Source organism: Streptomyces sp. NRRL F-525 (assembly GCF_000716605.1).
In the GTDB taxonomy this organism is placed as follows: domain Bacteria; phylum Actinomycetota; class Actinomycetes; order Streptomycetales; family Streptomycetaceae; genus Streptomyces.
In genome coordinates, this window is the sequence record NZ_JNXE01000017.1 from 108,881 (window position 1) to 135,531 (window position 26,651).

28 protein-coding genes are annotated in these 26,651 nt (G+C 70.3%); 19 read left to right on the forward strand and 9 right to left on the reverse strand.

Translation table 11 applies throughout. From position 1 onward, the window contains the following. Positions 1–4: 4 nt before the first annotated feature. Complete coding sequence (locus OO69_RS24775) at positions 5–1,045, reverse strand: ferredoxin--NADP reductase (RefSeq protein ID WP_033282957.1); 1,041 nt, start codon at positions 1,043–1,045, stop codon at positions 5–7. A gap of 64 nt (positions 1,046–1,109) precedes the next feature. Between OO69_RS24775 and OO69_RS24780 the strand changes: the two genes are divergently transcribed. The 9 genes from OO69_RS24780 to OO69_RS24820 are packed head-to-tail and all read left to right on the forward strand — an operon-like array spanning position 1,110 to position 10,607. Then, a complete protein-coding gene (locus OO69_RS24780; RefSeq protein ID WP_033282958.1) occupies positions 1,110–2,648 on the forward strand; it encodes an AMP-binding protein in 1,539 nt (512 codons plus the stop codon). A 35-nt stretch (positions 2,649–2,683) separates the two neighbouring features. Beyond that, entirely contained in the window at positions 2,684–3,862 is a 1,179-nt protein-coding gene (locus OO69_RS24785) for an amidohydrolase family protein (protein WP_033282959.1), read from the forward strand. After that, a complete protein-coding gene (locus tag OO69_RS24790) occupies positions 3,859–5,286 on the forward strand; it encodes a FadD3 family acyl-CoA ligase (RefSeq protein ID WP_033282960.1) in 1,428 nt (475 codons plus the stop codon). The genes OO69_RS24785 and OO69_RS24790 overlap by 4 nt, the downstream gene beginning before the upstream one ends. Next, the gene (locus tag OO69_RS24795) at positions 5,283–6,884 is read left to right on the forward strand and encodes a methylmalonyl-CoA mutase family protein (protein ID WP_033282961.1); all 1,602 of its coding nucleotides are present in this window, start codon (positions 5,283–5,285) and stop codon (positions 6,882–6,884) included. Before OO69_RS24790 ends, OO69_RS24795 begins: the two co-directional genes overlap by 4 nt. After that, on the forward strand, positions 6,884–7,282 hold the full coding sequence (locus tag OO69_RS24800; protein ID WP_033282962.1) for a cobalamin B12-binding domain-containing protein: 399 nt from the start codon (positions 6,884–6,886) through the stop codon (positions 7,280–7,282). The genes OO69_RS24795 and OO69_RS24800 overlap by 1 nt, the downstream gene beginning before the upstream one ends. A 31-nt stretch (positions 7,283–7,313) precedes the next feature. Continuing rightward, on the forward strand, positions 7,314–8,270 hold the full coding sequence (locus OO69_RS24805) for an LLM class F420-dependent oxidoreductase (RefSeq protein WP_033282963.1): 957 nt from the start codon (positions 7,314–7,316) through the stop codon (positions 8,268–8,270). Then, positions 8,267–9,325, forward strand: a complete 1,059-nt coding sequence (locus OO69_RS24810) for a CaiB/BaiF CoA transferase family protein (RefSeq protein ID WP_033282964.1) — start codon at positions 8,267–8,269, stop codon at positions 9,323–9,325. The genes OO69_RS24805 and OO69_RS24810 overlap by 4 nt, the downstream gene beginning before the upstream one ends. After that, positions 9,322–9,777, forward strand: a complete 456-nt coding sequence (locus OO69_RS24815; RefSeq protein WP_033282965.1) for a VOC family protein — start codon at positions 9,322–9,324, stop codon at positions 9,775–9,777. Before OO69_RS24810 ends, OO69_RS24815 begins: the two co-directional genes overlap by 4 nt. Further along, positions 9,774–10,607, forward strand: coding sequence for an SDR family oxidoreductase (locus tag OO69_RS24820; RefSeq protein WP_033282966.1), 834 nt, complete (start codon positions 9,774–9,776; stop codon positions 10,605–10,607). Before OO69_RS24815 ends, OO69_RS24820 begins: the two co-directional genes overlap by 4 nt. A 52-nt stretch (positions 10,608–10,659) precedes the next feature. Here OO69_RS24820 and OO69_RS24825 read toward each other — a convergent pair whose 3' ends face one another. The 3 genes from OO69_RS24825 to OO69_RS24835 form a co-directional block, all read right to left on the reverse strand. Continuing rightward, positions 10,660–10,842 carry a hypothetical protein gene (locus OO69_RS24825; RefSeq protein ID WP_033282967.1) on the reverse strand — a complete coding sequence of 61 codons (183 nt, stop codon included), beginning with the start codon at positions 10,840–10,842 and terminating at the stop codon, positions 10,660–10,662. Positions 10,843–10,969: 127 nt separating this feature from the next. Beyond that, positions 10,970–11,731 carry an SDR family NAD(P)-dependent oxidoreductase gene (locus OO69_RS24830; protein ID WP_033282968.1) on the reverse strand — a complete coding sequence of 254 codons (762 nt, stop codon included), beginning with the start codon at positions 11,729–11,731 and terminating at the stop codon, positions 10,970–10,972. Positions 11,732–11,736: 5 nt separating this feature from the next. Beyond that, a complete protein-coding gene (locus OO69_RS24835) occupies positions 11,737–12,498 on the reverse strand; it encodes an SDR family NAD(P)-dependent oxidoreductase (protein ID WP_033282969.1) in 762 nt (253 codons plus the stop codon). Positions 12,499–12,564: 66 nt separating this feature from the next. Between OO69_RS24835 and OO69_RS24840 the strand changes: the two genes are divergently transcribed. The 3 genes from OO69_RS24840 to OO69_RS24850 are packed head-to-tail and all read left to right on the forward strand — an operon-like array spanning position 12,565 to position 15,938. After that, the gene (locus OO69_RS24840) at positions 12,565–13,980 is read left to right on the forward strand and encodes a class I adenylate-forming enzyme family protein (RefSeq protein WP_199811015.1); all 1,416 of its coding nucleotides are present in this window, start codon (positions 12,565–12,567) and stop codon (positions 13,978–13,980) included. After that, the gene (locus OO69_RS24845) at positions 13,973–15,121 is read left to right on the forward strand and encodes a thiolase family protein (protein WP_033282971.1); all 1,149 of its coding nucleotides are present in this window, start codon (positions 13,973–13,975) and stop codon (positions 15,119–15,121) included. The genes OO69_RS24840 and OO69_RS24845 overlap by 8 nt, the downstream gene beginning before the upstream one ends. A gap of 55 nt (positions 15,122–15,176) precedes the next feature. After that, complete coding sequence (locus OO69_RS24850) at positions 15,177–15,938, forward strand: SDR family NAD(P)-dependent oxidoreductase (protein WP_033282972.1); 762 nt, start codon at positions 15,177–15,179, stop codon at positions 15,936–15,938. An 86-nt stretch (positions 15,939–16,024) separates the two neighbouring features. Here the strand turns inward: OO69_RS24850 and OO69_RS24855 are convergent, their stop codons facing one another. From OO69_RS24855 to OO69_RS24870, 4 genes are read right to left on the reverse strand one after another with little or no spacing between them, the layout of a single operon-like run. Next, positions 16,025–16,828, reverse strand: a complete 804-nt coding sequence (locus tag OO69_RS24855; RefSeq protein WP_033282973.1) for an acyl-CoA thioesterase — start codon at positions 16,826–16,828, stop codon at positions 16,025–16,027. 19 nt (positions 16,829–16,847) lie between these two features. Then, entirely contained in the window at positions 16,848–17,633 is a 786-nt protein-coding gene (locus OO69_RS24860) for an acyl-CoA dehydrogenase family protein (RefSeq protein ID WP_033282974.1), read from the reverse strand. A gap of 2 nt (positions 17,634–17,635) precedes the next feature. Further along, on the reverse strand, positions 17,636–18,751 hold the full coding sequence (locus OO69_RS24865) for an acyl-CoA dehydrogenase family protein (RefSeq protein ID WP_234444520.1): 1,116 nt from the start codon (positions 18,749–18,751) through the stop codon (positions 17,636–17,638). Continuing rightward, positions 18,748–19,143, reverse strand: a complete 396-nt coding sequence (locus OO69_RS24870) for a nuclear transport factor 2 family protein (protein WP_033282975.1) — start codon at positions 19,141–19,143, stop codon at positions 18,748–18,750. The genes OO69_RS24865 and OO69_RS24870 overlap by 4 nt, the downstream gene beginning before the upstream one ends. A gap of 210 nt (positions 19,144–19,353) precedes the next feature. Between OO69_RS24870 and OO69_RS24875 the strand changes: the two genes are divergently transcribed. The 7 genes from OO69_RS24875 to OO69_RS24905 are packed head-to-tail and all read left to right on the forward strand — an operon-like array spanning position 19,354 to position 25,573. Then, positions 19,354–21,468: an ABC transporter permease subunit gene (locus tag OO69_RS24875; protein WP_033282976.1), complete on the forward strand. Its 2,115-nt coding sequence runs from the start codon at positions 19,354–19,356 to the stop codon at positions 21,466–21,468. Beyond that, positions 21,449–22,159, forward strand: coding sequence for an ABC transporter ATP-binding protein (locus OO69_RS24880; RefSeq protein WP_033282977.1), 711 nt, complete (start codon positions 21,449–21,451; stop codon positions 22,157–22,159). The genes OO69_RS24875 and OO69_RS24880 overlap by 20 nt, the downstream gene beginning before the upstream one ends. Further along, a complete protein-coding gene (locus OO69_RS24885) occupies positions 22,156–22,863 on the forward strand; it encodes an ABC transporter ATP-binding protein (protein WP_033282978.1) in 708 nt (235 codons plus the stop codon). The genes OO69_RS24880 and OO69_RS24885 overlap by 4 nt, the downstream gene beginning before the upstream one ends. Continuing rightward, positions 22,860–23,243 (forward strand): hypothetical protein, encoded by a 384-nt coding sequence (locus OO69_RS24890; RefSeq protein ID WP_033282979.1) that lies wholly within the window; start codon positions 22,860–22,862, stop codon positions 23,241–23,243. Before OO69_RS24885 ends, OO69_RS24890 begins: the two co-directional genes overlap by 4 nt. Beyond that, positions 23,209–23,526, forward strand: coding sequence for a hypothetical protein (locus OO69_RS24895; RefSeq protein ID WP_078652557.1), 318 nt, complete (start codon positions 23,209–23,211; stop codon positions 23,524–23,526). Before OO69_RS24890 ends, OO69_RS24895 begins: the two co-directional genes overlap by 35 nt. Positions 23,527–23,552: 26 nt before the next feature. Further along, positions 23,553–24,848, forward strand: a complete 1,296-nt coding sequence (locus OO69_RS24900) for an amidohydrolase family protein (RefSeq protein WP_033282980.1) — start codon at positions 23,553–23,555, stop codon at positions 24,846–24,848. Then, positions 24,845–25,573: an enoyl-CoA hydratase-related protein gene (locus OO69_RS24905; protein ID WP_033282981.1), complete on the forward strand. Its 729-nt coding sequence runs from the start codon at positions 24,845–24,847 to the stop codon at positions 25,571–25,573. Before OO69_RS24900 ends, OO69_RS24905 begins: the two co-directional genes overlap by 4 nt. Positions 25,574–25,641: 68 nt before the next feature. Here OO69_RS24905 and OO69_RS24910 read toward each other — a convergent pair whose 3' ends face one another. Continuing rightward, positions 25,642–26,631: an enoyl-CoA hydratase/isomerase family protein gene (locus tag OO69_RS24910; protein WP_051801186.1), complete on the reverse strand. Its 990-nt coding sequence runs from the start codon at positions 26,629–26,631 to the stop codon at positions 25,642–25,644. Between the last annotated feature and the right edge of the window lie 20 nt (positions 26,632–26,651).

Consider the following 26,651-nt stretch of genomic DNA (forward strand, 5'->3'; position numbering starts at 1 on the left):
GGCCTCAGTCCTCGTATTCGACAGTGACGTGCGGTGTGGTCGGCTCGCCCTGGCAGGTCAGGACCCAGCCGTCGGCGATCTCGTCGTCGTCGAGCGCGTTGTTGACGCGCATCTTGGCCTCGCCCTCGGTGACTTGGGCGATACAGGTGGCGCAGTTGCCCGCCTCGCAGGAGAACGGCGGGGCCAGACCCGCCCGACGCGCGCTCTCCAGAAACGTCTCGCCGGAGCGCTGCGCGAGCGTGTGCCGCTTGCCGGAGAGCACGAGCGTGAGGGTGCCGTCCTGTGCGGCGGGTTCCTCGGGTTCCCGCTCTGCGCTCTCCTGGAGCGGACGGTCGGCGGCGGTCTGCGCGAACCGCTCGACGAAGATCCGCTCGGGGGCGACTCCGTGGGCGAGAAGCGCGTTCTCCACCAGCTCCATGAAGGGCGCGGGCCCGCAGAGGTAGAAGTCCGCGTCCGGAGTGTCGCCCGCGAACTCCCGTACCTGGTCCGCCGTGACGAACCCCTGCCGGTCGTCGAGATGGTGCCGGACCTCGAACCGGTCCGGGTACCGCTCGGCCAACTCGCCCAGCGCGTTGGCGAAGATGACGGAACCGGCGTCCCGGTCGGCGGCCAGCACCCGCACCGGGCGCCCGGTGCCGGCCAGCGCGGACTTGGCGAGCGACAGGATCGGCGTGATCCCGCTGCCCCCGCAGAACGCCACCACCGGAGCGGCGAACTCCGTTGCTCCGCCCGCCTCTTGGTCCTCCCGCAGACAGAACACCCCTGCGGGCAGCGTGGTTTCGACGACGTCGCCGGGGGCGAGATGGTCGTGCATCCAGTTGGACACCAGACCGCCCGGAACCCGCTTCACCGTCGTCATCAGCTCGGTGTCCGTCTCCGGCGAACTGGACATGGAGTAACTGCGCAGCGTGCCACAGGCCTTGATCGTCACGAACTGGCCCGCCCGGTACGGGAAGGGCGCGTCGAGTACGTACGTCCGTGTGTCGGGCGTCTCCTGGATGATCCGTGTGATCCGCACCGGGTGGAACCCGTGGTCTCGTCCCATGTATGGAATTTACCTTCTCGCTCTGAGAGAGTGCAATTCTCAATGACGAGAGGAAGTTCCTGTCGTGCGAACGATCCCCGCTGAACTCGTCAACCGCTATGAGGCGGAGGGCTGGTGGACCAGTGAGACGATCGGTGACCTGCTGACGCGGGGACTGGCGTCCGCCCCGGAGACCGTGTTCCGGGTCCACTCTGCGGTCCGGCCCTGGGAAGGGACCTTCGGCGAGGTCGAGTCGACCGCGCGCCGACTGGCCGCGGGACTGCGCGAGCGGGGCATCGGCCCCGGTGACGTCGTGGCCCTCCAGCTGCCCAACTGGATGGAGGCGGCAGCGGTCTTCTGGGCGTCGGCCTTCCTCGGCGCGGTCGTGGTGCCGATCGTCCACTTCTACGGCCGCAAGGAAGTCGGCTACATCCTGGACACCGTCCAGCCCAAGGTCTTCGTCACCGCCGAACGGTTCGGGCATCTGCGCTACGACCCGGAGCTGAGCGTGAAGATCCCCGTGGTCGGCGTCGTAGGACGGGACTTCGACGACCTGCTCGCCGCCGAACCGCTGCCCGGCGTCCTGCCGACGGACCCGTCCGGACCCGCGCTGATCGCCTTCACCTCCGGAACGACCCGAGACCCCAAGGGAGTTGTGCACAGCCACCGCACCCTGGGCTTCGAGACCCGCCAACTGGCCGGCCGTTACCCGCCCGACCGCGGCGACCAGCTCACCTCCGCGCCCGTCGGCCACTTCATCGGCATGGTCAACGCTTTCCTGATCCCGGTCCTCGACGGCAGCCCGGTGAACCTCGCCGACACCTGGGACCCGGGCCTGGCTCTGGAGTTGATGGCCCGCGACGGACTCACCGTCGGAGGCGGCGCCGCCTACTACATGACGAGCCTCCTCGACCACCCCGACTTCACGCCCGGCCACCTCACGAGCATGAAGTACGCGGGCCTCGGCGGCGCGGCTGTACCGAACGCGGTGACCAGACGCCTCGCCGACCTCGGCATCACGGTCTTCCGCGCCTACGGCAGCACCGAGCACCCCTCGATCACGGCCTCCGCCCACACCGCGCCCGAGGACAAGCGGCTCTACACCGACGGGGACGCGCTCGACGGGGTGGAGATCCGGCTCGCCGAGGACGGCGAGATCCTCAGCCGCGGCCCGGACCTGTGCCTCGGCTACACCGACGAGGCCCTGACCGAGCGGGCCTTCGACGCGGACGGCTGGTACCGCACCGGCGACATCGGTGAGTTCGACGAGGACGGCTACCTGACCATCACCGACCGCAAGGCGGACATCATCATCCGCGGCGGCGAGAACATCGGCGCGCTGGAGGTGGAGGAGGTTCTCCTCGCCCTGCCGGCCGTCGCCGAGGCCGCGGTCGTGGCCGCCCCGGACGCCCGCCTCGGCGAGCGCGCGGCAGCCGTCCTGCGACTGCGGCCCGGCCACCCCGAACCCACCCTCGACGACCTGCGCGCCCACTTCGCCGGGGCGGGTCTGGCCCGTCAGAAGTGGCCGGAGGAACTGCACATCGTCGAGGACTTCCCACGGACCGCCAGCGGCAAGGTCCGGAAGTTCGTTCTCCGCAAGGATATTGCCGCTCATCAAGAGTGAGAATAGGATTCTCGCAATCTGCGAAGGAGGATCTCATGCCATCGCGCGTGCCGCCGTATCCACTGTTCGACGCGGACAACCACCTGTACGAGACGGAGGATGCGCTCACCCGGTACCTGCCCAAGCAGTACGCGAGCGCCATCCAGTACGTGCAGGTGAAGGGCCGTACGAAGATCGCCATCCGCGGTCAGATCAGCGACTACATCCCCAACCCCACCTTCGAGGTCGTAGCCAGGCCCGGCGCGTGGGAGGACTACTTCCGTGAGGGGAACCCGGAGGGCAAGTCCCACCGGGAGCTGTTCGGCGAGCCGATGCGGTCGATCCCCGCGTTCCGCGAACCCGGGCCCCGCCTGGCGCTCATGGACGACCTGGGCATCCAGCAGACCCTCATGTTCCCGACGCTCGCCAGCCTGGTCGAGGAACGGATGCGGGACGACCCGGAGCTGATCCACGTCGTCGTCCACGCCCTCAACCAATGGCTGCACGAGACCTGGCAGTTCAACTACAAGAACCGCATTTTCACCACCCCGGTGATCAGCCTGCCGATCCTGGACAAGGCGATCGCCGAACTGGAGTGGTGCCTGGAGCGCGGAGCGAGGGCGATTCTCATCCGGCCCGCCCCGGTCCCGGGCTACGGAGGATCGCGGTCCTTCGCGCTGCCGGAGTTCGACCCCTTCTGGAAGCGGGTCGAGGAGGCGGGCGTGCTGGTGGCCATGCACTCCTCCGACAGCGGCTACTCGCGCTACTCCAGCGACTGGGAGGGCAAGAGCCAGGAGATGACGCCGTTCCAGGCGCAGGTCTTCCGGATGATGTCCGAGTGGCGCCCGGTCACCGACGCGGTCGCCTCCTGGGTCTGTCATGGAGCCCTGTTCCGCTTCCCGGAACTGAAGGTCTCGGTCATCGAGAACGGCTCTTCCTGGCTGTTGCCGCTCCTCGACCAACTGGGCAGCACCTACAAGAAGCAGCCGAAGGGCTTCCTGGGCGACCCGGTCGAGGAGGTCAGGAAGCGGATCCACATCAGCCCGTTCTGGGAGGAGGACATGGCCGCGCTCTCCGAGGTCGTCGGAGTCGAGCGTGTCCTGTTCGGGTCCGACTACCCGCACCCCGAGGGGCTGGCCGACCCGGTCTCCTACATCGACGCGCTCCAGGGCATGAAGGAGGCCGACCAGGCCAAGATCATGGGCGGCAACCTCGCCCGGTTGATCGGCGTATGACCTGGGAGAGCATCCCGCAGATGGTGCTGAGCGCGGCCGACCGCTTCGGTGATGCCGAAGCCGTGGTGGACGGCCCGCTCCGCCTCACGTTCACCGAGCTGGTCGAGCGGGTGCGTGTGGCTGCGGGTGCGTTCGCGTCGGCCGGGGTGGAGCAGGGCGACCGGGTCGCGATCTGGGCGCCGAACTCCGCCGAGTGGATCGTCGCCGCCTTCGGTCTCATGACCGCGGGCGGTGTGGTGGTGCCCGTCAACACCCGCTTCAAGGCGGACGAGGCGCACGACATCATCGTCCGCAGTGGTGCGAAGGCCGTTCTCGTCCAGGAGGGTTTCCTCGGCCTGGACTTCAAAGCGCCGCCCGGCGTGCCGGTGATCGACCTCAAGTCCGGGTTCCTGGCGAGCGGTTCACCCTTCGAGCGGAAGGTGACCGGCGACCAGGTCAGCGACATCGTCTTCACCTCGGGCACCACCGGCCGGCCCAAGGGCGTCCTGATGACCCACGCCCAGACGCTCCGCCTGTACGCGGAGTGGTGCGACCTGGCCGGGGTCAGGGAGGGCGACCGCTATCTGATCGTCAACCCGTTCTTCCACATCTTCGGCTTCAAGGCGGGCCTGGTCGCCTCGCTCATCCGCGGCATGACCATCCTCCCCGTGCCCGTCTTCGACGTGGACACCGTCCTCGACCTGGTCGAGCGCGAGAAGGTGACGGTCCTGCCAGGCCCGCCCACGCTCTACCACTCCCTGCTCACCGCCCGAGGCACAAGAGACCTGTCCTCACTGCGAGTTGCGGTCACCGGGTCCGCCGACATCCCCGTCGAACTGATCCGCCGCGTCATGACCGAACTGCCCTTCACCTCGATCATGACCGGCTACGGCCTGACCGAGGCGGGCACCGCCACCGCCACCCGGCCCGGCGACTCCTTCGAGGACATCGCCACCACCGTCGGCACCCCCTGCGACGGCGTCGAGGTCCAAGTCGCCGACGACGGCGAGGTGTTGGTCCGCGGCTACAGCGTGATGCACGGCTACTTCAACGACCCCGACGCCACCGCCGAAGCCATCGACCAGGACGGCTGGCTGCACACCGGAGACCTCGGCACGCTCGACGACCGCGGCTACCTGAGGATCGTCGGCCGCAAGAAGGACATGTTCATCGTCGGCGGCTTCAACGCCTATCCGGCCGAGATCGAGGGCTTCCTGATGGAACATCCGGCGGTCGCCCAGGCCGCCGTGATCGGCGTCCCCGACGAACGGATGGGACAGGTCGGCAAGGCCTTCGTCGTCCTCCGACAGCCGCTGACCGCCGACGAGTTGATCGAGTGGAGCCGGGTCCGCATGGCTGGGTTCAAGGTGCCCCGGACCGTGGAGTTCCGCACGGAACTGCCACTGAACGCCACCGGAAAAGTGATGAAGGACCTCCTGCGATGACGCCTCCCACACCGCCCCAGGGCGACGACCTCGTCCGGACCGCGTCCGGCCTGCCCCTCAAACCGGTCTACGGCCCCGACGACGTCCACGCCGCACCGCCCGCGCCGGGCAACTTCCCCTTCACGCGCGGCAATTACGCCACCGGCTACCGGGGACGGCTGTGGACGCTGCGTCAGTATTCCGGCTTCGGCACCGCCGAATCCTCCAACCTCCGCTACCACTACCTCCTCCAACAGGGAGGCACCGGACTCTCCGTGGCGCTCGACCTGCCCACCCAGTGCGGCTACGACTCCGACGACCCCGAAGTGGCCGAGGAGGTCGGCCGGGTGGGCGTCGCCGTCGACACCCTCGCCGACGCCGAAGTCCTCTTCCAGGGCATCCCGTTGGACAAGATCAGCACCAGCTTCACCATCAACGGCACGGCCGCGATCCTGCTCGCCTTCTACGTCGCCGCCGCCGAACGGGCGGGCGTGCCCCGAGTGAAACTCACCGGGACGATCCAGAACGACATCCTCAAGGAGTACGCGTCCAGGGGCACTTGGATCTGGCCGGCCGAGCCCTCGCTCCGACTCATCGCGGACACCATCGAGTTCTGCGCGGCCGAGGTACCGCGCTTCAACGCGATCTCGGTCGCCGGCTCGCACTTCCGCGACGCGGGCGCCAACGCCGTACAGGAGATGGCTTTCACGCTCGCGGACGGGGTCACCTACTGTGACACGGTGCTGGCCCGGGGCCGTATGACGATCGATCAGTTCGCCCCGCAGGTCTCCTTCTTCTTCTACACGCACGGCGACTTCTTCGAGGAGGTCGCCAAGTACCGTGCCGGACGCAGGCGTTGGGCGACCATCGTGCGCGAGCGGTACGGTGCGGACAGCGACAAGGCGGCCATGTTCCGCTTCGGGTGTGTGGCCGGAGGCGCCTCGCTGTACGCGCCCCAGGCGCAGAACAACACCGTCCGCGTGGCCTACGAGGCACTCGCCTCGGTCCTCGGCGGCGTCCAGTCGATGTTCACGGCAGCCTGGGACGAGCCGTTCGCGCTGCCCAGCGAGGAGTCGGCGACGCTCGCCCTGCGCACCCAGCAGATTCTCGCTCATGAGACAGGCGTCACCAGGGTCGCGGACCCGCTCGGCGGCTCGTACTTCGTCGAGGCGCTTACCGACGCCACCGAGGCGCGCATCGTCGAGATCATGGACGACCTGGAGCGCTACGGCGGCATGGTCCGCGCCATCGAGGACGGCTATCTGCAGACCCTCATCGCCGACGAGGCCTACCAGTTGCACCGCGAGGTCGAGGCGGGCACCCGCCCGGTTGTCGGCGTCAACCGCTTCGTCGCGGACGAACCGCCGCCCGACCTCGCCACGTACGAACTCGACGCGGAAGGCCGCGACCGGCAGCTGAAACGGCTCGCCGACGTCAAGGCCACCCGAGACGCGGCTCTCGTACGGCAGCGCCTCGCCGAACTCGCCCGCGCCGCGGAAGGTACCGAGAACCTCATGCCCATCCTGATCGACTGCGCCAACGCCTACTGCACGGTCGGCGAGATGGTGGCCGCGCTCAAGGCGGTCTGGGGCGAGTTCCAGCAGCCGGTGGTGTTCTGATGAAAGCCCGTGTACTGGTCGCCAAACCGGGCCTCGACGGACACGACCGCGGCGCCAAGATCGTCGCGCGGACCCTGCGCGACGCGGGCTTCGAGGTCATCTTCACCGGGATCCGGCAGCGCGTCGACGACATCGTCGCCGTCGCCGTCCAGGAGGACGTGGCGGTCGTCGGCCTCAGCATTCTCTCCGGCGCACACCTCGCTCTCACCACCCGCGTGATCGAGGCCCTGCGCGCGGCGGGGTCCGAGGACATCGCCGTCGTGGTGGGCGGCACCATCCCACCGGCCGACGTACCGAAGCTGCTCGGTGCCGGAGCCGCCGCGGTCTTCCCCACGGGCACACCGCTCGACGCCCTCGTGGCCGAGATGCGCGCCCTGACATCCGTCACCTCGCCATGACCCGGCGGCGACCCGAACACCTGGAGGCAGCGTGCGTATCGGAGTGATGATCGGGCCCGAGCGCGGGGACTCGGTCCGCAAGGTCACACGGATGATCGACGACGTGACATGGGCCGAGAAGGCGGGCTTCGACACCGTGTGGGTGCCGCAGATCCCGACCGACTTCGACGCGCTCACCGCGATCGCGCTGATGGGCGCGCGCACCGAGCGCATCGAACTCGGCACCGCCGTAGTCCCGTTGCAGGCCCAGCACCCCATCGCCCTTGCCCGGCAGGCGATTTCGGCCCAGGCCGCGGCGGGCGGACGGCTCGCGCTGGGCCTCGGCCCCTCCCACCACTGGATCATCCGGGACATGCTGGGACTGCCGTACGAGAAACCGGCCGCCTTCACCCGCGACTACCTGGACGTCCTGGACGCCGCGTTCGGCGGAACGGACATGGTCGATGTCGAGAACGACACTTTCACCGTCCACAACCCGCTCACCCTCGCCCCGGTCTCCCCGCTGCCGGTCCTGATCGCGGCCCTCGGGCCGGTCATGCTGCGCCTCGCCGGGGAACGGGCCGACGGGACCGTGCTGTGGATGGCCGACGAACGCGCCGTCGCCGAACACGTCGTCCCCCGCATCACCAAGGCCGCCGAGAGCGCCGGACGCCCGGCACCGCGGATCGTCGCGGGCATCCCGGTCTGCCTGTGCAGCCCCGACCGTGTCGACGAGGCCCGCGAACGCGCCAACCGGATCCTTGGCGAGGCCGAGATCTCGCCCAACTACCAACGGGTTCTCGAATACGGCGACGCCCGCGACGTCGGCGACCTGTGCGCGGCGGGTGACGAGAACGCCATTGCCGCTCGCTTCAAGCGGTTCGCGGACGCCGGGGTCACCGATCTCTCCGTACGGCTGCTGCCCATCGGCGACAACCGCGACGAACTGGTCGCCTCCAAGTACCGCACCCGCGACATGCTCGCCGCCCTCGCCGCGGACCTGCGATGAGCACCGGACCGCTCGACGGCATCCGCATCCTGGAGGTCGGCCACATGCTGGCCGGCCCCTACGCCACGATGATGCTCGCCGACCTCGGCGCCGAGGTCACCAAGATCGAACCGCCCGGCGGGGACATCTCCCGCCAGGTGAGCGACGCCTACTTCGCCAGCCTCAACCGCGGCAAACGCAGCATCTGCCTCGACCTCACGACCGACGAGGGACAGGCCCGGCTCGGTGAACTCGTCGCCGACGCCCACGCGTTGCTCGTCAACCTCAAACCGTCGGCCATCCACCGACTGGGCCTGACGTACGACGTGCTGCGCAAGTGGAACGACCGGATCGTGTGCGTCGCACTCACCGGATACGGCCTGGACGCGGGCGACAAGCCCGCCTTCGACTACGTGGTCCAGGCGGCCACGGGGGTCGCCGCCCTCACCGGCGCCCCCAACGACCCGCCGACGCTGCCCGGTTACTCCTCGGCCGACAACTCCTCAGGCCTGACAGCCGCGTTGGGGCTGCTCGCGCAGATCGTCTCGGGGCGGGGTGGCCAAGTGGAGGTGTCATTGCGGGATGTGATGCTGTCTCAGCTCAACTACCGTGCCTCCGCCTACCTCAACGAGGGCGTTGAACCACGTCGCCTCCCGCTCGGCGCGCACTCCTACTACGTGCCGGCCCAGCTCTTTCCCACCGCCGAGGGCTACTTGGCGCTCTTCATCACCCACGACGGCTTCTGGAAGTCCTTCGCCACCGAGGCCGGCGTCCAGGGATTCCCCACCATGGCCGAACGGGCGGACCGCCGCGAGGAGGTGCTGGCCACCGTGACCGACGCCCTGGCCGGTGATACCGCCGCGGCCTGGGAGGCGCGGCTGCGTCCGCTCGGGGTGCCGGCCGCCGCCGTACGCACGCTGCCGCAGGCGCTGGCGGCGACACCGGAGGCCGTGGTGCGGGCCGGGGACTTCCGGCTGGTGCGCAGTTCCGTGCGGGTCGAGGGGTACGAGCCGGAGTACGGGCCGCCGCCCCGGCTGGGTGAGCATGACGTTTCCGGGGTGGTGGGGGAGTCGTGAGGGCGGGGGACCAGTTCCATCTCGGGTTTGTCGTCGAGGACTTCGAGGGGACGCTGGCCGAGTTCTCGGCCGCGTTCGGGTACGAGTGGTGCGCCGAGATCGGCGGGGCGGTTCCGCTGACGCTGCCGACCGGAAACGCCGTTCTCGACATCAGTTGCGCCTACTCCCGGACGGTGCCCCGGCTGGAGATCGTCCGCCGTATCCCGGGAACGCTGTGGGAACCGGTGGCCGGCGGCGGTGTGCACCACGTCGGCTACTGGTCCGACGACGTCGCCGCGGACGCGGCCGAACTCACCGGACAAGGCTTCGTGACCGAGGCGACCCGGTCCGGCTCCGGCGGCGCGCCCTTCGCCTTCCTGCGCGGCCCGAGCGGACTGCTCGTGGAACTCGTCGACCGGGTGGCGCGGCCGGGGCTGGAGAAGTTCTGGGGTCACGGAGGAGGAGACGCATGACGGCCGTAGGCATCGCGACGGGTGCCGGGCGCGGCATGGGACTGGCCTGCGCGCGGCGGCTCACCGGACTGGTGGACACGCTGCTGCTGGTGGACCGCGACGAGCTGGCCGTGACCGCCGCGGCGAAGGAACTGGCCGCCGCGCACGGGGAGATCGAGGTCGAACCCTTCGTCCTCGACATCACCGACAGGGCCGGACTGTCCCGACTCACCGCCCGCGTCGCCGAGTTGGGCCCGCTGAGGGCCGTTTCCCACGCCGCCGGGATCTCGCCCACGATGGCCGACTGGCGGCGCATCTTCGAGGTCGACCTCGTCGGCACCGCTCGCCTGGCCGAGGCGCTCCGCCCACTTGCCACTGAGGGGACCGCGCTGGTGTGCTTCGCCTCGATGGCTCCGCTCCTCGGCAACCTGGAGGCGGATCCCGCCGTGGCGGCGATCCTCGACGAGCCGCTCCGGGACGACTTTCTCGACCGGCTGCGCGAGGCCCTCGGGCCCGCCGTTGAGAACACCGGTCTCGCGTACGCGTGGGCCAAGCACGGGGTGCACCGGTTCGTACGGCAGGAGGCGGTGCGGCTCGGGCCGTACGGCGCCCGGGTGTGTTCCGTCTCGCCGGGTGTCATCGACACCCCTCAGGGACAACAGGAGGCCTCGGCCCAGCCCGCCATGGCTGCTCTGGTGGAGCAGACGCCACTCGGGCGGGTGGGCCGGGCCGAGGACGTCGCGGCTGCGGTGGCCTTCCTGTTGTCGGACGAGGCCGCTTTCGTTTCCGGAATCGACGTTCTCGTCGACGGTGGGGTCTGTGCGGCGGTGCGAGAACGCGCCGGGCGGTGACCGGTCGGCGGCCGTCCAAGGAGGCGCGCTGCCGAGGGAGCGCGCCGCTTCCTCAGCGCCGACGGCCGCTGCGCCGGGGGGACCAGCCGGACCCCACACCGGCCGAGTGCGCGGCGAGGAAGGCGAGCCCGAGCAGCATGAGGCTCGTCGAGCTGAAGACGATCTGCGTCGATGTCTCGGTGACACGGATGATGAAGGCGATGAAGAAGAGCGCGGCCGCCACGAATGCAAGCATCTGTTAACCCCTACGGATAGACGGCGAGCCACCAGTGATCCCGGTGGCTGCGCCGTTGTCTCCCGAGTGCCCAGGAAGATGCCGAACAGTCATGCGCATCCCGGGGCGTCCGCAGGCCAACTGCCTTTCAGGCAAGGGATTCCGAGCGCTGGACGGTCCCCGTGAGACCGGTGGCGTCCTGGCCCGCGAGGAGGACCGCGGCCCGCGCCATCGCCTCCGGCGGCTCCACCATCTCCGGCGGGATCTCCCGGCCCCCGCCACCCGCCTGCCAGCCCTCCGTGAGCACCACCCGTGACGGAGCAAGGCAGTTGACCGCGATGTTGTCCTTCCGCAGATCGGCGGCGAGCCCCAAGTAGAGGCGCTCGACCGCCGCTTTGGACACCCAGTAGGCGTTCGCGCCCCGGTCCGTCATGCCCACCCCGCCGGTCGTCACGGCCACCAACGAGCCACCGCCACGCGCCCGTACGTGCGGAATCACCGCCCGGGTCACCAGGAACACCCCGGTCAGATTGACGTCCAGCGACAACTGCCAGCGCTTGAGCGGCGTCGCCTCGACCGGGCCGAGCCACAGCACCCCGGCATTGGCGATGAGAATGTCGATTCCGCCGAACTCCGCGACCGTGGCGGCGACCGCCGCCTCCACCGACGCCTCGTCGCTCACGTCACAGGGCACCGGCAGGGCGCGTCCGCCCGCCGCGGTGATCCGGTCCGCGACCGAGTAAATGGTCCCGGGCAGCCGACCCTCCTGCTCGGACCGCGCGGCCACGGCCACCGAGGCGCCCGCCTCCGCGAGCGCCACCGCGACCGTACGGCCGATGCCCCGGCTGGCGCCCGCGACGAACGCGACCTTGCCCTTCAACTGTCCGCCCACACCGGTCACTTGACTCATGCCGGTTACTTCGGCGGGAAGCGGAGGGCGCCGTCGAGACGCACGACCTCGCCGTTGAGATAGTCGTTCTCGACGATGTGCTGCACGAGACCCGCGTACTCGACCGGCAGCCCCATGCGCTTCGGATACGGGATCTGCGGCCCCCAGTAGGCCTCCAACTGGTCGCCCGCCTTGCCGTAGGCAGGCGTGTTGAAGGTGCCCGGCGCGATCGTGACGACCCGGATGCCGAGTGGGGAGAGGTCGCGGGCGGCGACCAGGGTCATGCTGACGACCCCGCCTTTGGCTGCCGCGTAAGGGAGTTGGCCGATCTGGCCCTCGTACGCGGCGATCGAGGCCGTATTGACGATGACACCCCGGCCGCCGTCCAGCGGCTCCTGACGGGCGATCGCGGCGGCGGCCAGGCGCAGCACATTGAAGACGCCGGTCAGATACACGTCGATCGTCGTGCGGAAGCCCGCGAGGTCGAGGGGCGAGCCGTCCTTGCCGACGAGCCGGCCACCGCTCGCCGGGCCACCGTGCGCGTCGACCGAGATCCGGAGCGGTCCCGCAGACTCGGCCTCGGCCAGGGCCGCTTGGACGTCGTCCTCGGAGGTGGCGTCGGTACGCACATAGCGCACCCCCAGCTCCTGCTCGAGGGCCTTGCCCTTCTCGTCGGCCAGATCGGCGACGACGACCTTCACTCCCGCCGCGTGCAGTCGACGGACGGTGGCCTCGCCCAGGCCGCCCGCACCGCCGACGACCACCGCGGAGCTCCCACTGATCTGCATCAAGGATTTCCTCTCTTGCGAACAGCGCTCTAGTGAGACGAGAATAGCATTCTCATGAATATAACCATGATTCTCGAGATGGTGGCCGCGGGCGGCGACCGACCGGTGGTCACGGCGAACGGCCGCTCCCTGACCGCCTCGGACCTGCTCGCCCGCGCCCGCGCCGCCGCGCACCGCTTCCGGGGCCATCCGGCCGTGCTGTATCTGAGCCCCAGTCACCTCGCCTACCCGGTGGCCCTGTTCGGCGCTGCCCTGGCGGGCATCCCGTTCATCCCCCTCAACTACCGGCTCGGCGAACACCAGTTGGCCCGCCTCCTGGCCCGCCACCCCGGTGCCCTCGTGCTGCACCCAGCGGACCTTGACGACCTGCTGAGCGCCGAAGAGGACGCCGGCGCGGAGGAGTTGCCCCAGGACCAGGACTCCGTTGCCGTGGTCCTCTACACGAGCGGCACCACCGCCGAGCCCAAGGCGGCACTCCTGCGTCACCGGCACCTGCTGGCCTACGTCCTCAACACCCAGGAGTTCGCCTCCGCGGAGGAGGGCGACGCGGCACTCGTGGCCGTACCGCCGTACCACGTGGCCGGGTTGATGAACCTGCTCACGAACCTCTACTCCGGCCGCCGCCTGGTCTACCTGTCCGCCTTCGACGCGGGGGAGTGGCTGGAGACCGCGCGCCGCGAACAGGTCACCCACGCCCTCGTCGTTCCCACCATGCTGGCCCGCATCGTCGCGGAGGTCCCGTCCGACGACGCCGGCACACCCACCCTCCGGAGCCTCGCCTACGGCGGCGCCAGGACCCCGCGACCCGTGGTGGAAAGGGCGTTGCAGATCTTTCCGGGAACGGGCTTCGTCAACGCGTACGGCCTCACGGAGACGGCCTCCTCGGTCGCGGTCCTCGGACCCGACGACCACCGCGACGCACTGGCGGCGGACGACCCGGCCGTACGGGACCGACTCGGCTCCGTGGGGCGGGCGTTGCCCGGCGTCGAGATCGAGATCCGCGACGACGACGGGAAGTTGGCTCCTGCCGGGGAGACCGGGCTCGTGTTCGTGCGCGGCGAGCAGATCTCCGGCGAGTACGGCGGACGCAGCGCCCTCGACGCCGACGGCTGGTTCCCCACCCGGGACCGGGGCCGACTGGACGCCGACGGCTATCTGTTCATCGAGGGACGCGCCGACGACACCATCATTCGCGGCGGCGAGAACATCGCTCCCGCCGAGATAGAGGACGTTCTCGTCGCCCACCCCGGCATCGTCGAGGCGGCGGTGATCGGCGTGCCCGACCCCGAGTGGGGGCAGCGGATCGTGGCCGTCGTGGTCGGCGAGGGCGATCCGGCGGAGGTCCGCCAGTGGGTCAAGGACCGGCTGCGCTCCTCCAAGACCCCCGACGCGATCGTGTTCCGCGCCGAACTCCCCAAGACCGAGACCGGAAAGCTGCTGCGCCGCACCCTGCTGGCCGAGTTGGAGACCACCCATGCCTGAAGCAGTCCTCGTGTCCGCCCTGCGCACCCCCGTCGGCACCGCCGTCAAGGGCACCCTGCGCGACACCACCGCGTTCGACCTGGCCCACCACATCGTCGCCGCCGCGGCCGCCACGGACGGCCTCGACCCGGACGCCATCGACGACGTGATCCTCGGCGAGGGTCTGTACGGCGGCGGGGTCGTGGCCCGGCACGCGGCACTGACCGTCGGCCTCACCTCCGTACCCGGCCTCGCCCACAACCGCCACTGCGCCGCCGGTCTCGCCGCCGTGCAGAGCGCGGCGGGGAGCATCCGCGCGGGCATGGACGAACTCGTCATCGCCGGCGGCGTCAACTCGGCTTCCACCTCCCCGAAACAGCGTTTCCGTGTCGACGGGGAGTGGGTCGAACCCTGGAGCCCGCCCACACACCCCGACCGGCCCGACGCCCCCAACCTGGACATGTCGATCACGGTCGGCTGGAACACCGCCGTACGGGCGGGGTTGACCCGCGCCGACATGGACGCATGGGCGCTGCGCTCCCACCAGAACGCCATTCGCGCCATCGACGAGGGCCGTTTCGACGCGGAGTTGGTGCCCATCGACACACCGCACGGACTGTTCTCGGTAGACGAACACCCCCGCCGCACCACGAGCCTGGAGAAGCTGGCCTCGCTCAAGCCGCTCCACCCGGAGATAGACGGCTTCTCCATCACGGCCGGGAACGCGGGCGGCGCCAACGACGGTGCCGCCGCCCTGGTGGTGGCCAGCGACCGGCTGGGCCTGCCCGCCCTCGCCGTCGTCCGCTCGTGGGCCTCGGTCGGCGCAGACCCCGCCGAGACGGGCCTCACCCCGGTGAAGGTGATCCCCAAAGCCCTTGCCCGCGCCGGACTTTCGACCTCCGACGTCGACCTCTTCGAGATCAACGAGGCCTTCGCCGCCGTGCCCGTCGCCGCGGTGAAACTGCTCGGCCTCGACCCCGACCGCGTCAACGTCAACGGCAGCGGCTGCTCCCTCGGCCACCCCGTCGCCGCGACCGGCGCCCGGATGCTCGTCACGCTCGTGCACGAACTGCGCCGACGCGGCGGCGGCATCGGCGTCGCCGCGATGTGCGCGGGCGGCGGCATGGGCTCGGCCACGGTCATCGAAGTACCCGCTCAGTAGTCCGTCAGCAGCCGGTTCCGGTGGTGGAGAGTGTCGACGACGTGAAGGGAACATCGTGGAGGGTTTGAAGGAGAAGGTCGTTCTCGTCGCCGGCGCGGCCACCGGGCTGGGCGCCGCCTCCGCCCTACGGCTCGCGGACGAGGGCGCCCGGGTCGTCGTCGGCGACCTCGACCTCGACGGGGCCCGGCGGACCGCCACGGCCATCGGTGACGCCGGTGGCCAGGCGGTTGCAGTCGGCTTCGACATGGCCGACGAGGCCTCGATCGCCGAACTCGTGCGGGCCGCCGTGCGGACGTACGGCGGTCTCGACGCCGTGCACATCAACGCGGGCGACATGAGCGCGGTCTCCCAGGACACCGACGTCGTCGACATGGACCTCGCGGTGTGGGACCGGACGTTCGCCGTCAATCTGCGGGGCCACATGCTCGTCACCCGGTACGCCGTTCCCGAGCTCCTGGCCCGGGGCGGCGGGGCGATCGTCTACACCTCGTCCATCGCGGCCTTCACCGGCGAGGCCGCGCGCCCCGCGTACTCGGCGACCAAGGCGGGCATCAACGCCCTCGCCCGCCATGTCGCCTCCCGCTGGGGTCGAGAGGGCATCCGCGCCAACGCGGTCGCACCGGGCCTGATCCTGACGCAGGCCATCCAGGAGGGCGCGGCCCCCGACCTGCTGGAGGCGCTGCTCGCCCGCACCCGCAGCACCCGGCACGGACGGGCCGACGACATCGCCGGCATGGTGGCCCACCTCATGTCCGCCGACGGAGCCTGGATCAACGGCCAGGTCATCAACGTCGACGGCGGCACCGTCATGCGCTGAACGGGCCCGGAGGGCGGGACGTCAGACGTCAAGTGCCGTGAGCAGGTGGGCCGTTGTGCGCCGAGCGTCCTCGCGGATACGGCCCGTCACGCGATCGTACGGAAGCGCAACAGCGCCTCCTGCGCGAACGACGCGACCAGGGACCCCTGCGCGGTGAGCACATCGCCCCGGCCGTAGCAGCGGCCGTGGGCGAGAAGCGGGCTCCGGTGGCGCAGGAGGAGCCAGTCGTCCGTGGTGAAAGGGCGGTGGAACCACACCGTGTGCGCGGTGACGGCGGAGGAGAACGCCGTTCCCGAATCGTGCTGGGTGACTCCTTCGAGCGGCCGAAGCGCGGTACCGATCAGGCTGAGGTCGCTCGCGTACGCCGTCAACGCCGAGGCCAGCTCCGACGCGACGGTCGGTGTCCGCATCCACAGGTCGTACTCGGGCGGCTCCGACTTCGGCGAGTCCACGTCGACGGTGGCCCGGGTGTCCCAGGGAAGCAGGGAGAGATCCACGTCGTGCTCGGCTCCCGGCACCGGGGGCATCGGGAACGCTATCTGCTGGTCGGGACCGTCCTCGTGGGAGTGCAGGGACACCGCGGCTACGGCCGCGACGCCCTGAGTCTGCTTCGCCACTACCGTCAACGTGGCGAAGGAGCCGCCCTCATGATGGCGCGTCACCTCGTACCGCACCGGCTCTTGCGGCCGTCCCGCCCGTGCGAACTGCACATGAAGGCTCTTGACCGCCTTGTCAGGGCAGGCCAGTTGGGCGGCTCGGACACTCTGGGCGAGCAACTGACCGCCGAAGATGCGGTGGTAGCCGAGGTGTTGGTTGGCGCCCTCGAACACGTCATGGGGCCGGGCGTCGAGGTCCAGGCAGGAGAGCAGGTCGCTCCACAGATCGGTCACTGATTCACTCCTCGGTCGATCACAGGTGGACGAGCCGTGGCGCGGACCCTCCGGCCCGCAGCAGTGCCCCCGCCTCGCGCGTCAACTCCCGTGCGCTGCCCAGGAGTCCGTCCAGCACCATGGCCCGCCGGACGTGCCGGTGCAGATCGTGCTCGGCGGTGAAGCCGATTCCGCCGAGGATCTGCTGGCAGTGCCGGGCGGCTGTCAGCGCGGCCTTCCCGGCCGCTGCCTTGGCCAGCAGCGCGCCCAACTCGTCGTTGGCGGCCACCAGGGTCGCCTCGGCGCCGTCCAGCGCCACGAGAGTCTCGGCGAGCCGGTGCCGTACGGCCTGGAAGGAGGCGAGCGGACGGCCGAACTGCACGCGGTCCACGGCGTGTTGGCGGGCCAGCGTGAGCATGGCACGGCCGGTCCCGAGCAGCCACCAGCCGAGCGCGATACGGCCCGCGGCGAGGGGGACCGGAGCTCCAACGGGCACGGTGTGCAAGGGAAGTTCGGCGTCCAGGGCCGTTCCGGCGGCAGCGTCGTCGCGCTCCCAGACCACCCACGCGCCACCCGTGAACGGCAGCGGCAGCGTGCCCCCGGTCGGTCGGCCCGCCGTGCTCAACAGGACGTCGTTGAGCAGGGGCGCGTGGGCACCCGTCTCGCCCAACAGGCGGAAGGTGAGCGGGACGGCGATGTTCGGTTGCTCCGCGAGGAGTTCGGCCCAGCCGAGGTCGGCCAGGGCGGCGTCCAGCGCCTGTCCCGAGGTCGCCGTCATCGTCTTGCGGAGTGTCTCGGCGAGCAGGTGTTCTTCGGCGGCGTCCACGGCTACTCCCTCCCGAGGTCGAGCAGTCGGCGCGCGATGATGTTCCGCTGAATCTCGGCCGTACCGCCGTAGATCGTCGCCGCCTTCGCGTACAGGTACTCCGAGCACCACGGTGTGTCCGTCAACTCCAGTACGCCGGGCAGGAGATCGCGCACGGTCTCGAAGAGCTGTTGCTCGGCGGTGGCCAGCAGCACTTTGTCGACCGACGTCTCGGCGCCCAGGCGCTCACCCGCTGCCAGGCGGCGCTGTGTGGCGTGGGAGCGGCAGCGGACGGTGTGCAACGCCAGGTAGGCGGCGCCGAGTTCGGCGTCGTCAGGGACGTTTGTCTCGGCCAGCAGGCGGTCAAGTCGCGTGTAGAGATGGGCGATCCGGTGCCAGAAGCAGGTGGAGCGCTCGTGCGGGAGCAGGTCCATCGCCAGGCGCCAGCCGTCGCCGGGGCGGCCGAGCATCCGGTCGGCGGGCACCATCACATCGTCGAAGAACACCTCGGCGAACTCGTCCACACCGTGCATCGTGCGCAGCGGCCGGACGGTGATGCCGGGGGTGTCCATGTCGACGAAGAACGCGGTGATCCCGTTGTGGCCCGGCGCGGTGCGGGTCAACAGGACGCAGCGGGCGGCGAATTGGGCCAGGCTCGTCCACACCTTCTGGCCGCTGATCTCCCAGTGGTCGCCGCGCGGGACCGCCCGGGTGGTGAGGGAGGCGAGGTCGCTGCCGGAGCCGGGTTCGGAGAAGCCCTGGCACCACTGTTCGCGCCCGCTCAGCAGCCGCGGGACCATCTCGGCGGCCAGCGCGGGAGGGGCGTAAGAGATCATCGTCGGGGCGAGGACCTCGATCATCGAGTAGATCCCCGGCTCGGCCAACTCCCTTGTGGCGACCTCCTCGCCGAGCACCGCCCTCAGCACCGCGGGCCCGCCGAGCCCCCTCACCTCGGCGGGCCAGCCGTACCGCATCCAGTCCGCGTCGTACAACGCCCGGCGGACCCGCGCCAGTTGAGCGACCTGGGCGTCCAGGGAGTGGTCGGGGCCGGGGGACAGGTCGTGCTCGTCCAGCCACGTGCGCAGGCCCGTGCGGAAGCCGGCGACGTTCATGTCCCCGGGCGCCGAGGCGGCGTTCATGTTCCCGGGCGCTGATAGGCGTGCGGGCGGCCCGAGTCGTGCGCTCCGCTGCGGCGGATGAACGTCATCGCCCGCGTGCGCAGCCGCCAGCCCTCGTCCGTGCGGACGTAGGTGTCGTTGTAGTAGCCGATCCGCAGGTCGTGCGTGGCGTGGTCGACGAAGCAGAGCGGCTGGGTGCCGGTCGCGGTGTCGCCGGACAGGTCGACGGCCGGCGTACCCGTGAGGAACAGCCCCTTGGGCGCGGCGGCCACGAGCGCCGGGAACTCGTCGAGGCCGTAGGAGTCCCCGAAGGCGCTGTACGTGCCGTCGGGCGTGAAGACGCCCAGCACCCCGTCCAGGTCACCGCGGGTGATGCACACCGCGTAGCGGGCGAGGAGCTGCTGGATCTCCATCAGGTCGTCGGTCGGACCAGGGGGAGGAGCCGGAACGGGCAAGGAGGACAAGGACTTTCCACCCTTCACCATGAGTGAGAATGGCATTCTCTCAGATGAGTGGCAGATTTCCATGGTGGGTGAGGCGACGTCAACAGTCTCTGTCTGAATGGTTGATTCTCCGTAGATGAGAAGCTAGTTTCCAGCGATGGAGAGGGGAGATCCGACGCGATGGACCAGTTCCTCACCTTCGGGATCGTCGGCCTGAGCACGGCCGCGATCTATGCCGTCATCGGCAGTGGGCTCGTGCTCACCTACACCACCACCGGCGTGTTCAACTTCGCGCACGGCGCGGCCGGCATGCTGTCCGCGTTCATGTACTGGCAGCTGACCGTCGGCTGGGGCTGGCCCGTTCCGGTCGCCCTGGTCGTGGTGCTGCTCGTGCTCGCCCCCGGCTTCGGACTGCTCGTGGAGCGGTTCGTGCTGCGGCCCGTCCAGGCTCTCGGCGAAGCCGAACGGCTGGTGATGACGGTCGCGCTGCTCAGCGGTCTCATCGCGGCCGCGCGCTGGATCTGGGACCCCAACGTGGCGCGGCCCCTGCCGATGTTCTTCGCCGCGCGCAAGCCCATCCACCTCGGCCCGGCCGTCATCACCTGGCACCAGGCCATCACCATGGCGGTGGCCGTCGCCGTCGCCGTCGGCCTGCGCATCCTGCTCTACCGCACCCGCGCCGGAGCCGAGATGCGCGCGGCCGTCGACGACCGGGCACTGGTCGGTCTCACCGGCGCCGACCCGGTCCGGGCGGGCCGCGTCTCCTGGATCCTCGGCACCCAACTCGCCGCGATCGGCGGCATCTTGATCGCCCCGACCGTCACCCTCGACGCCGCCCAGCTCTCCCTGCTGATCGTCAGCGCCTACACCGCGGCCGTCTTCGGCAGGCTCCGCAGCCTGCCGCTCACCTTCCTCGGCGCCGTCGTCGTCGGCTGCATGGAGAGCTACCTGACCGGCTACCTCCCGCAGAACGAGTACCTTCCCGGACTGCGGCTCGCCGCTCCCGCCCTGCTGCTCTTCCTCGCTCTGTTGGTCTTCCCGCACCGACGCCTGCGCGGCCGTGAACGACGGCTGGCCCGCGTCCCGGTGCCGAGCGCGCGCGGCACGCTCGTGTTCGCCGCGGTGGTCGTCGCCTTCGGCGCGGTACTGGCCTCTCTGCTCGGAGAAGCCGACCTGATCACCTACGGAGCGATCTTCTCGCTGGGCGTGGTGGCGCTCTCGTACGTTCCGCTCGCCGGGTACGCCGGGCAGGTCTCCCTGTGCCAGCTGAGCATGGCCGGCATCGGCGCGGTCGTCTGGGCACACCTCGGTGCCCACGGCGAACTGTGGGCACTCGGCGCCACGATTGTCGTCTCCGCAGTGGCCGGAGCCCTGGTCGCCCTGCCCGCGCTGCGGCTCTCCGGCGTGTATCTCGCCCTGGGCACCGCCGCGTTCGCGGTCATCCTCGACCGATGGATCTTCACCCTGCCCGCCTTCCACGTGCTCGGCGTGCGGATCGCCCTCTTCGACCAGGGCTCGGTCGACGCCACCGGACCCGACCTGTTCGGCCTCCGGCTCGACAGCGGACGGGAGTTGATGGTGTTCGCCGCCGTCTGCCTCGCGCTCGCCTCGATCGGTGTGGCGGCCCTGCGCCGCAGCCGCTTCGGCCGACGGCTGATCGCCCTGCGCGACAGCGAGGCCGCGTACGCCACCCTCGGCGGCAACCTGCTGGTCGCCAAGGTCGCCGTGTTCGCCCTCGCCTCCGGCATCGCCGGACTCGGCGGGGCGCTGTACGGAATGCAGCAACGCACCGTCACCGCCGACCAGTTCAGCCTCGTGGCAGGACTGCCGATCTTCCTCGTCGCCGTGGTCGGCGGACTCGGTGCGGTCGGCAACGGGCTCTTCGCCGGAACCGCGTTCGTCGGCCCGACGAACGCCCTGATCGCCGTCGTCCCCGGCACCGCGAACCTGGTCGCCCTGCTCCCCGGCCTCGCCGGCGTCGGCCTCGGCCACAATCCCGACGGCATCGTCTCCCGCTTCCGCCGCCAGTGGGAACCACTCGCCCGCGACCGCGTCGCCCTGTGGACCCTGCTCTGCGCCCTCGCCCTGGCCTGGGCCCTGCGCTTCACCGACGTCATCAACGACTGGACGTACTACGGCGGTTCACTCGTTCTCGCCGTCGCGCTCCGCGCCTGGGCGAGCGCCCGGCAGGCCGCTCCGGTCGAACCGGAGATCCCCGTCGAGTGGTGGGGCCTACGGCGTGACTGGCGCCCCGAGGACGAGGAGGTGCTGGCCCGTGGCGTCGCTGCAGGTTAGTGGAGTGACCGTCTCCTTCGGCGGGAACCGGGCTCTCGACGGGGTCGCCCTGACCGCCGAGGGGGGCCGGGTCACCGGGCTCATCGGCCCCAACGGGGCAGGGAAAAGCACCCTGTTCGACGTCGCCTCCGGACTGCGCAGGCCCTCCTCGGGACAGATCCACCTGGACGGCCGGGACGTCACCCGGGCCCGGCCCTCCGCCCGCGCCCGGCACGGACTCGCCCGTACCTTCCAGCGCCTGGAACTGTTCGGCCGGCTCAGCGTGCGCGACAACCTCCTCGTCGCCGCCGAACTCGGCCCCGAACGCCGCCGCGCCGACCGGCTCGTCACGGAGATCCTGCACCGCCTCGGTCTCACCGACCTCGCCGACACCTCACCCGACGCGCTCCCCACGGGAGTTGGCCGCCTCGTCGAAGTGGGAAGGGCGCTCGCGATCCGCCCGAAGGTGCTTCTCCTCGACGAACCCGCCGCCGGACAGGACGCGGAGGAGACCGAACGCTTCGCGGAACTCCTGCGCGCCCTCACCGACGACGGAACCGCCGTCGTCCTCGTCGAACACGACATGAGCCTCGTGATGGCCGTCTGCGACGAGGTGTACGTCCTCGACCTCGGCAAGATCATCGCCGTCGGCCCGCCCGAGGTGATCCGCAGCGACGAAACGGTTCTCGCCGCCTACCTGGGGGACGCGTGAGCGCACTTCTCGAACTGCGCGGCATCCGCGCCGCCCACGAACGCATCACCGTCCTGCACGGCGTCGACCTCGACGTCGCCGCCGGACAGGTGGTGGCGCTGCTCGGCCCGAACGGCGCTGGAAAGACCACCACCCTGCGCGTAGCCGCAGGAGTCCACCCCGTCGAATCCGGCCAACTCGTCCTCGGCGGGCGGGACATGACCGGCGCCGACCCCCGCGACCTGGCCCGCGCCGGGGTCTGCCTCATCCCCGAAGGACGAGGCGTGTTCCCGAACCTGTCCGTCCGCGACAACCTCCTGATGATGACCTTCACCGGCCGCAGCCGCGAGGAGATCGAGGAGATCGCGTTCGCCCGCTTCCCCGTCCTGACCCAGCGCGCCGGACAGGCCGCGGGCACCCTCTCCGGCGGCGAACAGCAGATGCTCGCCCTCGCCCGCGGCCTCGCCACCGACCCCGCCGTCCTGCTGCTCGACGAACTCTCCATGGGACTGGCCCCGTTGGTCGTCGGCCGGCTCTACGAACAGGTCGGCGAGATCGCCCGCCAAGGTGTCGCCGTGCTCGTCGTCGAGCAGTTCGCTGCCGCAGTCCTCGACATCTGCGACCACGCCGCCGTCCTCGTACGCGGCCGGGTCGAACGGCAGGGCCACCCCGACGGGGGCCTGCGTGCCGAACTGTCCGCTCTCTACCTGGGGAGTTCCACATGACGTCCACCGAGACGCGAGCGGACCGCTTCGTCCGCGAACTCACCGTCCTGAAAATCCCGGACCCGGCCGCCGGAAGGGCCGTTCTCTGGCTGCGCGCGGGCGCCGCCCTCATGACGATCGGCGTCGTCCTCGGCGTGTGCGCCTACTTCATCTCGCACGACACCAGCGACCCGCTGGTGCAGAACGACGCTCTCACGCTCGGCCTGGCCGCGGTCGCCGGGAGCGTCGTCGGTTCCGCACTCTTCCTGCGGTACTCGCTCACCGGCTTCCTGCGGTACTGGATGGCCCGTCAGTCCTACGACGTGGAACTCCTCGCCGACCGCCTGCTCGAAAGGGACCTCCGCCATGACCCCACCGGCACCGACGCTGCGCCCCGGTGACCAACTCGCCAGCACCGTCTGCGGCACCCGCGTGGTCGTCATCCGCGCTCCCGCCGCCGCACAACCCCAACTGGCCTGCGGCGGCAGCCCGTTGGTCCGCGCGGCCGACGCATCCCCGGCGAAGCCCGGACCGGCCGGCACCACCACCCTCATCGGCAAGCGGTACGTCGACACCACCGGGACGCTCGAACTGCTCTGCACCGCCTCCGGCGCGGGCGAACTCACCTGTGACGGCGCCCCCATGACCCTGAAGGCGGCCAAGCCGCTGCCCGCCTCCGACTGACCGACCCACCCCCGTAAGGAGCCGTCATGGACCGCGACGACCTCATCCTCATCAGCGTCGACGACCACATCATCGAACCCCCCGACATGTTCGTGAACCACCTTCCCGAGCGCTACAAGAAAGACGCGCCCCAACTGGTCCACCGGGACGACGGCACCGACGTATGGCAGTTCGGCGGCGCGACCATCACCAACTCGGCACTCAACGCGGTGGCCGGCCGGCCCAAGGAGGAGTACGGCGTCGAACCGCAGGGCCTCGACGAGATCCGCCCCGGCTGTTACGACGTGCACGAGCGGATCAAGGACATGAATGCGGGCGGCATCCTCGCCCAGATGAACTTCCCGTCCTTCCCCGGGTTCTCGGCCCGCCTGTTCGCGACCAAGGACGTGGACTTCTCCCTCGCGCTCGTACGGGCCTACAACGACTGGCACATCGACGAGTGGTGCGCCGCCTACCCGGGACGCTTCATCCCCATGGCGCTGCCCGCCATCTGGGACGCGGAGCTGTGCGCGGCGGAGGTGCGCCGGGTCGCCGAGAAGGGCGTTCACTCCCTCACCTTCACCGAGAACCCCGCTGTCCTCGGCTACCCGAGCTTCCACGACCCGTACTGGAACCCGCTGTGGCGCGCGCTGTCCGACACCGACACCGTCATGTCGGTGCACATCGGCTCCTCCGGCAGGCTCGCCGTCCCGGCCGCCGACTCGCCGCCCGACGTGATGATCACGCTCCAGCCGATGAACATCGTCTCCGCCGCGGCGGACCTGCTCTGGTCGCCCCCGATCAAGCAGTTCCCGAATCTGAAAATCGCCCTCTCGGAAGGCGGAACGGGCTGGATCCCGTACTTCCTGGAGCGCCTCGACCGCACCTTCGAGATGCACTCCACCTGGACCCTCCAGGACTTCGGCGGCAAGCTCCCCTCCGAGGTCTTCCGCGAGCACTTCCTGACCTGCTTCATCACCGACAAACTGGGCGTACGGCTGCGCCACGACATCGGCATCGACAACATCTGCTGGGAGGGCGACTATCCGCACAGCGACTCCCTGTGGCCCGACGCCCCCGAGCAACTGCACGACGTGCTGGCGAGCTGTGACGTCCCCGACGACGAGGCCAGGAAGATTACCTACGAGAACGCGATGCGCTGGTACTCCTTCGACCCCTTCGCGCACATCCCGCGCGAACAGGCCACCGTGGGCGCCCTGCGCAAGGCGGCCGAGGGCCACGACGTCAGCACCCGTTCCCGCAGCCACCAACTCATCGAGCCCGCCGAGAAGTTGGAGGCGTTCCGCTCCAAGGCCCGGGCGGCCGTGGCGGCGGCCCGATGAGCGACCTGGTCCTCACCGAACGGGTCGGCGCCGTCCTCGTGACGACCCTGAACCGTCCGGAGGCCCGAAACGCCCTGAACCCGGAACTGATTGACGAACTGTCAGCTGTGCTCCGGGAAGCGGACACCGACCCGGCGGTCCGGGCGATCGTCCTCACGGGTGCCGGAACGGTCTTCTGCGCCGGCATGGACCTCAAGGCGTTCGCGAAGGGCGGCGGCAAGTTCGACGGACTGGTCTGGTTCTTCCGCGAGGGCATCACCACACCGGTCATCGCCGCCCTCAACGGCTCGGCACTCGCCGGCGGTTTCGAACTCGCCCTGGCCTGCGACCTGGTGGTCGCCGCGGAGGACGCCAAGCTGGGTATCGCGGAGGTGAAGCGAGGCCTGTTCGCGGCCGGAGGCGGTACGACCCTCGCCGACCGGGTCCCGCTGGCCGTCGCCCTGGAGATGGGCCTGACCGGCGACCTCGTCACCGCGGCGGACGCCAAGCAGTTCGGCCTGGTGAATCGCGCCGTCCCGGCCGACGAGGTACGGGAGACGGCACTGACCCTGGCCGGACGCATCGCCGAGAACGGCCCTCTCGGCGTCGCGATGACCAAGAAGCTGATGCGAGAACGCCGTTGGGCCGAACCGGAAGAGGTCGAGTCTGTGTTCAGAAGCGCCGACGCGGTGGAGGGGGCGCGAGCCTTCGCCGAACGCCGTAGCCCGGTTTGGACGGGGAGGTAACGCGACTCCGGTGTTCCCCCGAGGCCGCGGGATGGTCTCGGGAACACCGGTGCGAAGCGCGCGGTGCCTTAGCGGTGGAAGGCGCGCTGAGGGTCCGTAGCCGCGTCTTCCCTGTCGCTGATCTCGTCGACGAGCCCCCAGCGCAGCGCCTCCCCGAGGCTCAACTCCGCCCCGGACAGGGCGAGATACGCCGTCCGCTCCCGGCCGACCCGGACCGGGATGCTCGCCGTGCCGCCCGCGCCCGGAATCAGCCCCATCCCGACCTCCGGCAACCGGATCGCCGTGTCCGGCGCGGCGACCACCCGCCCCGCGAACGCCGCGAGTTCGATCCCCGCGCCGACACACGCACCGTGCAGATGAGCCGTCACCCGTGGGGCACAACGGTGCAGCAGCGCACCCGGACTCCGATGCACCCGCACCAGATGAGCCCGCGCCGGATCACGCGATGTGCCGAACTCGGCGAGGTCACCGCCGCTGCAGAAGGCCGGCCCGTTGCCGTACAGGTCGACCCGGCTGATCGATGGGTCAGCCACGGCCACCTGAAGTGCCTCGCACAGCGCGTCCCGCGTCGCCGCGTCGAACGCGTTGCGCACCCAAGGCCGGTGCAGCGTGATGGACAGCCGCTGACCGTCACGGTCGAGCCGTACGGGACTCTCGGCGGGGCGGTGGGCACGCCGGGGCGCAGCCGCCAGCCAGGAACGGAAGTCCGCTCCGCCCTGAAGCGTCGAGTACGCGAGGGATTCGAGAACCAGCCTGTCGGGGATCGAGAGCCCGCTCCCCATCCGCAGCACTTGCACCAGCGTGACGGCTGCGGCGGGCCGGCTGTCGACGATGTGACCCAGCTGCCGGGCCGCGGCATGAGGATCCGCGCACCCCACCCAGGGCCTGGGTGGATCGGGAACCCCGGTGAGCAGGATGTCGAAGCCCGCCACCGCATCGGTGGGTTTCGCCGCCACGCCGATCACGACGCGGTCCCGGTCCGGCGGTTCTGTTTCATGCGCAGGGGATCGGTCGTCGGGGGCGTGGTTCAGGTCGACGATCACGAAGGGCGACTCCACAGTGATCTCCCTCCAGGCGT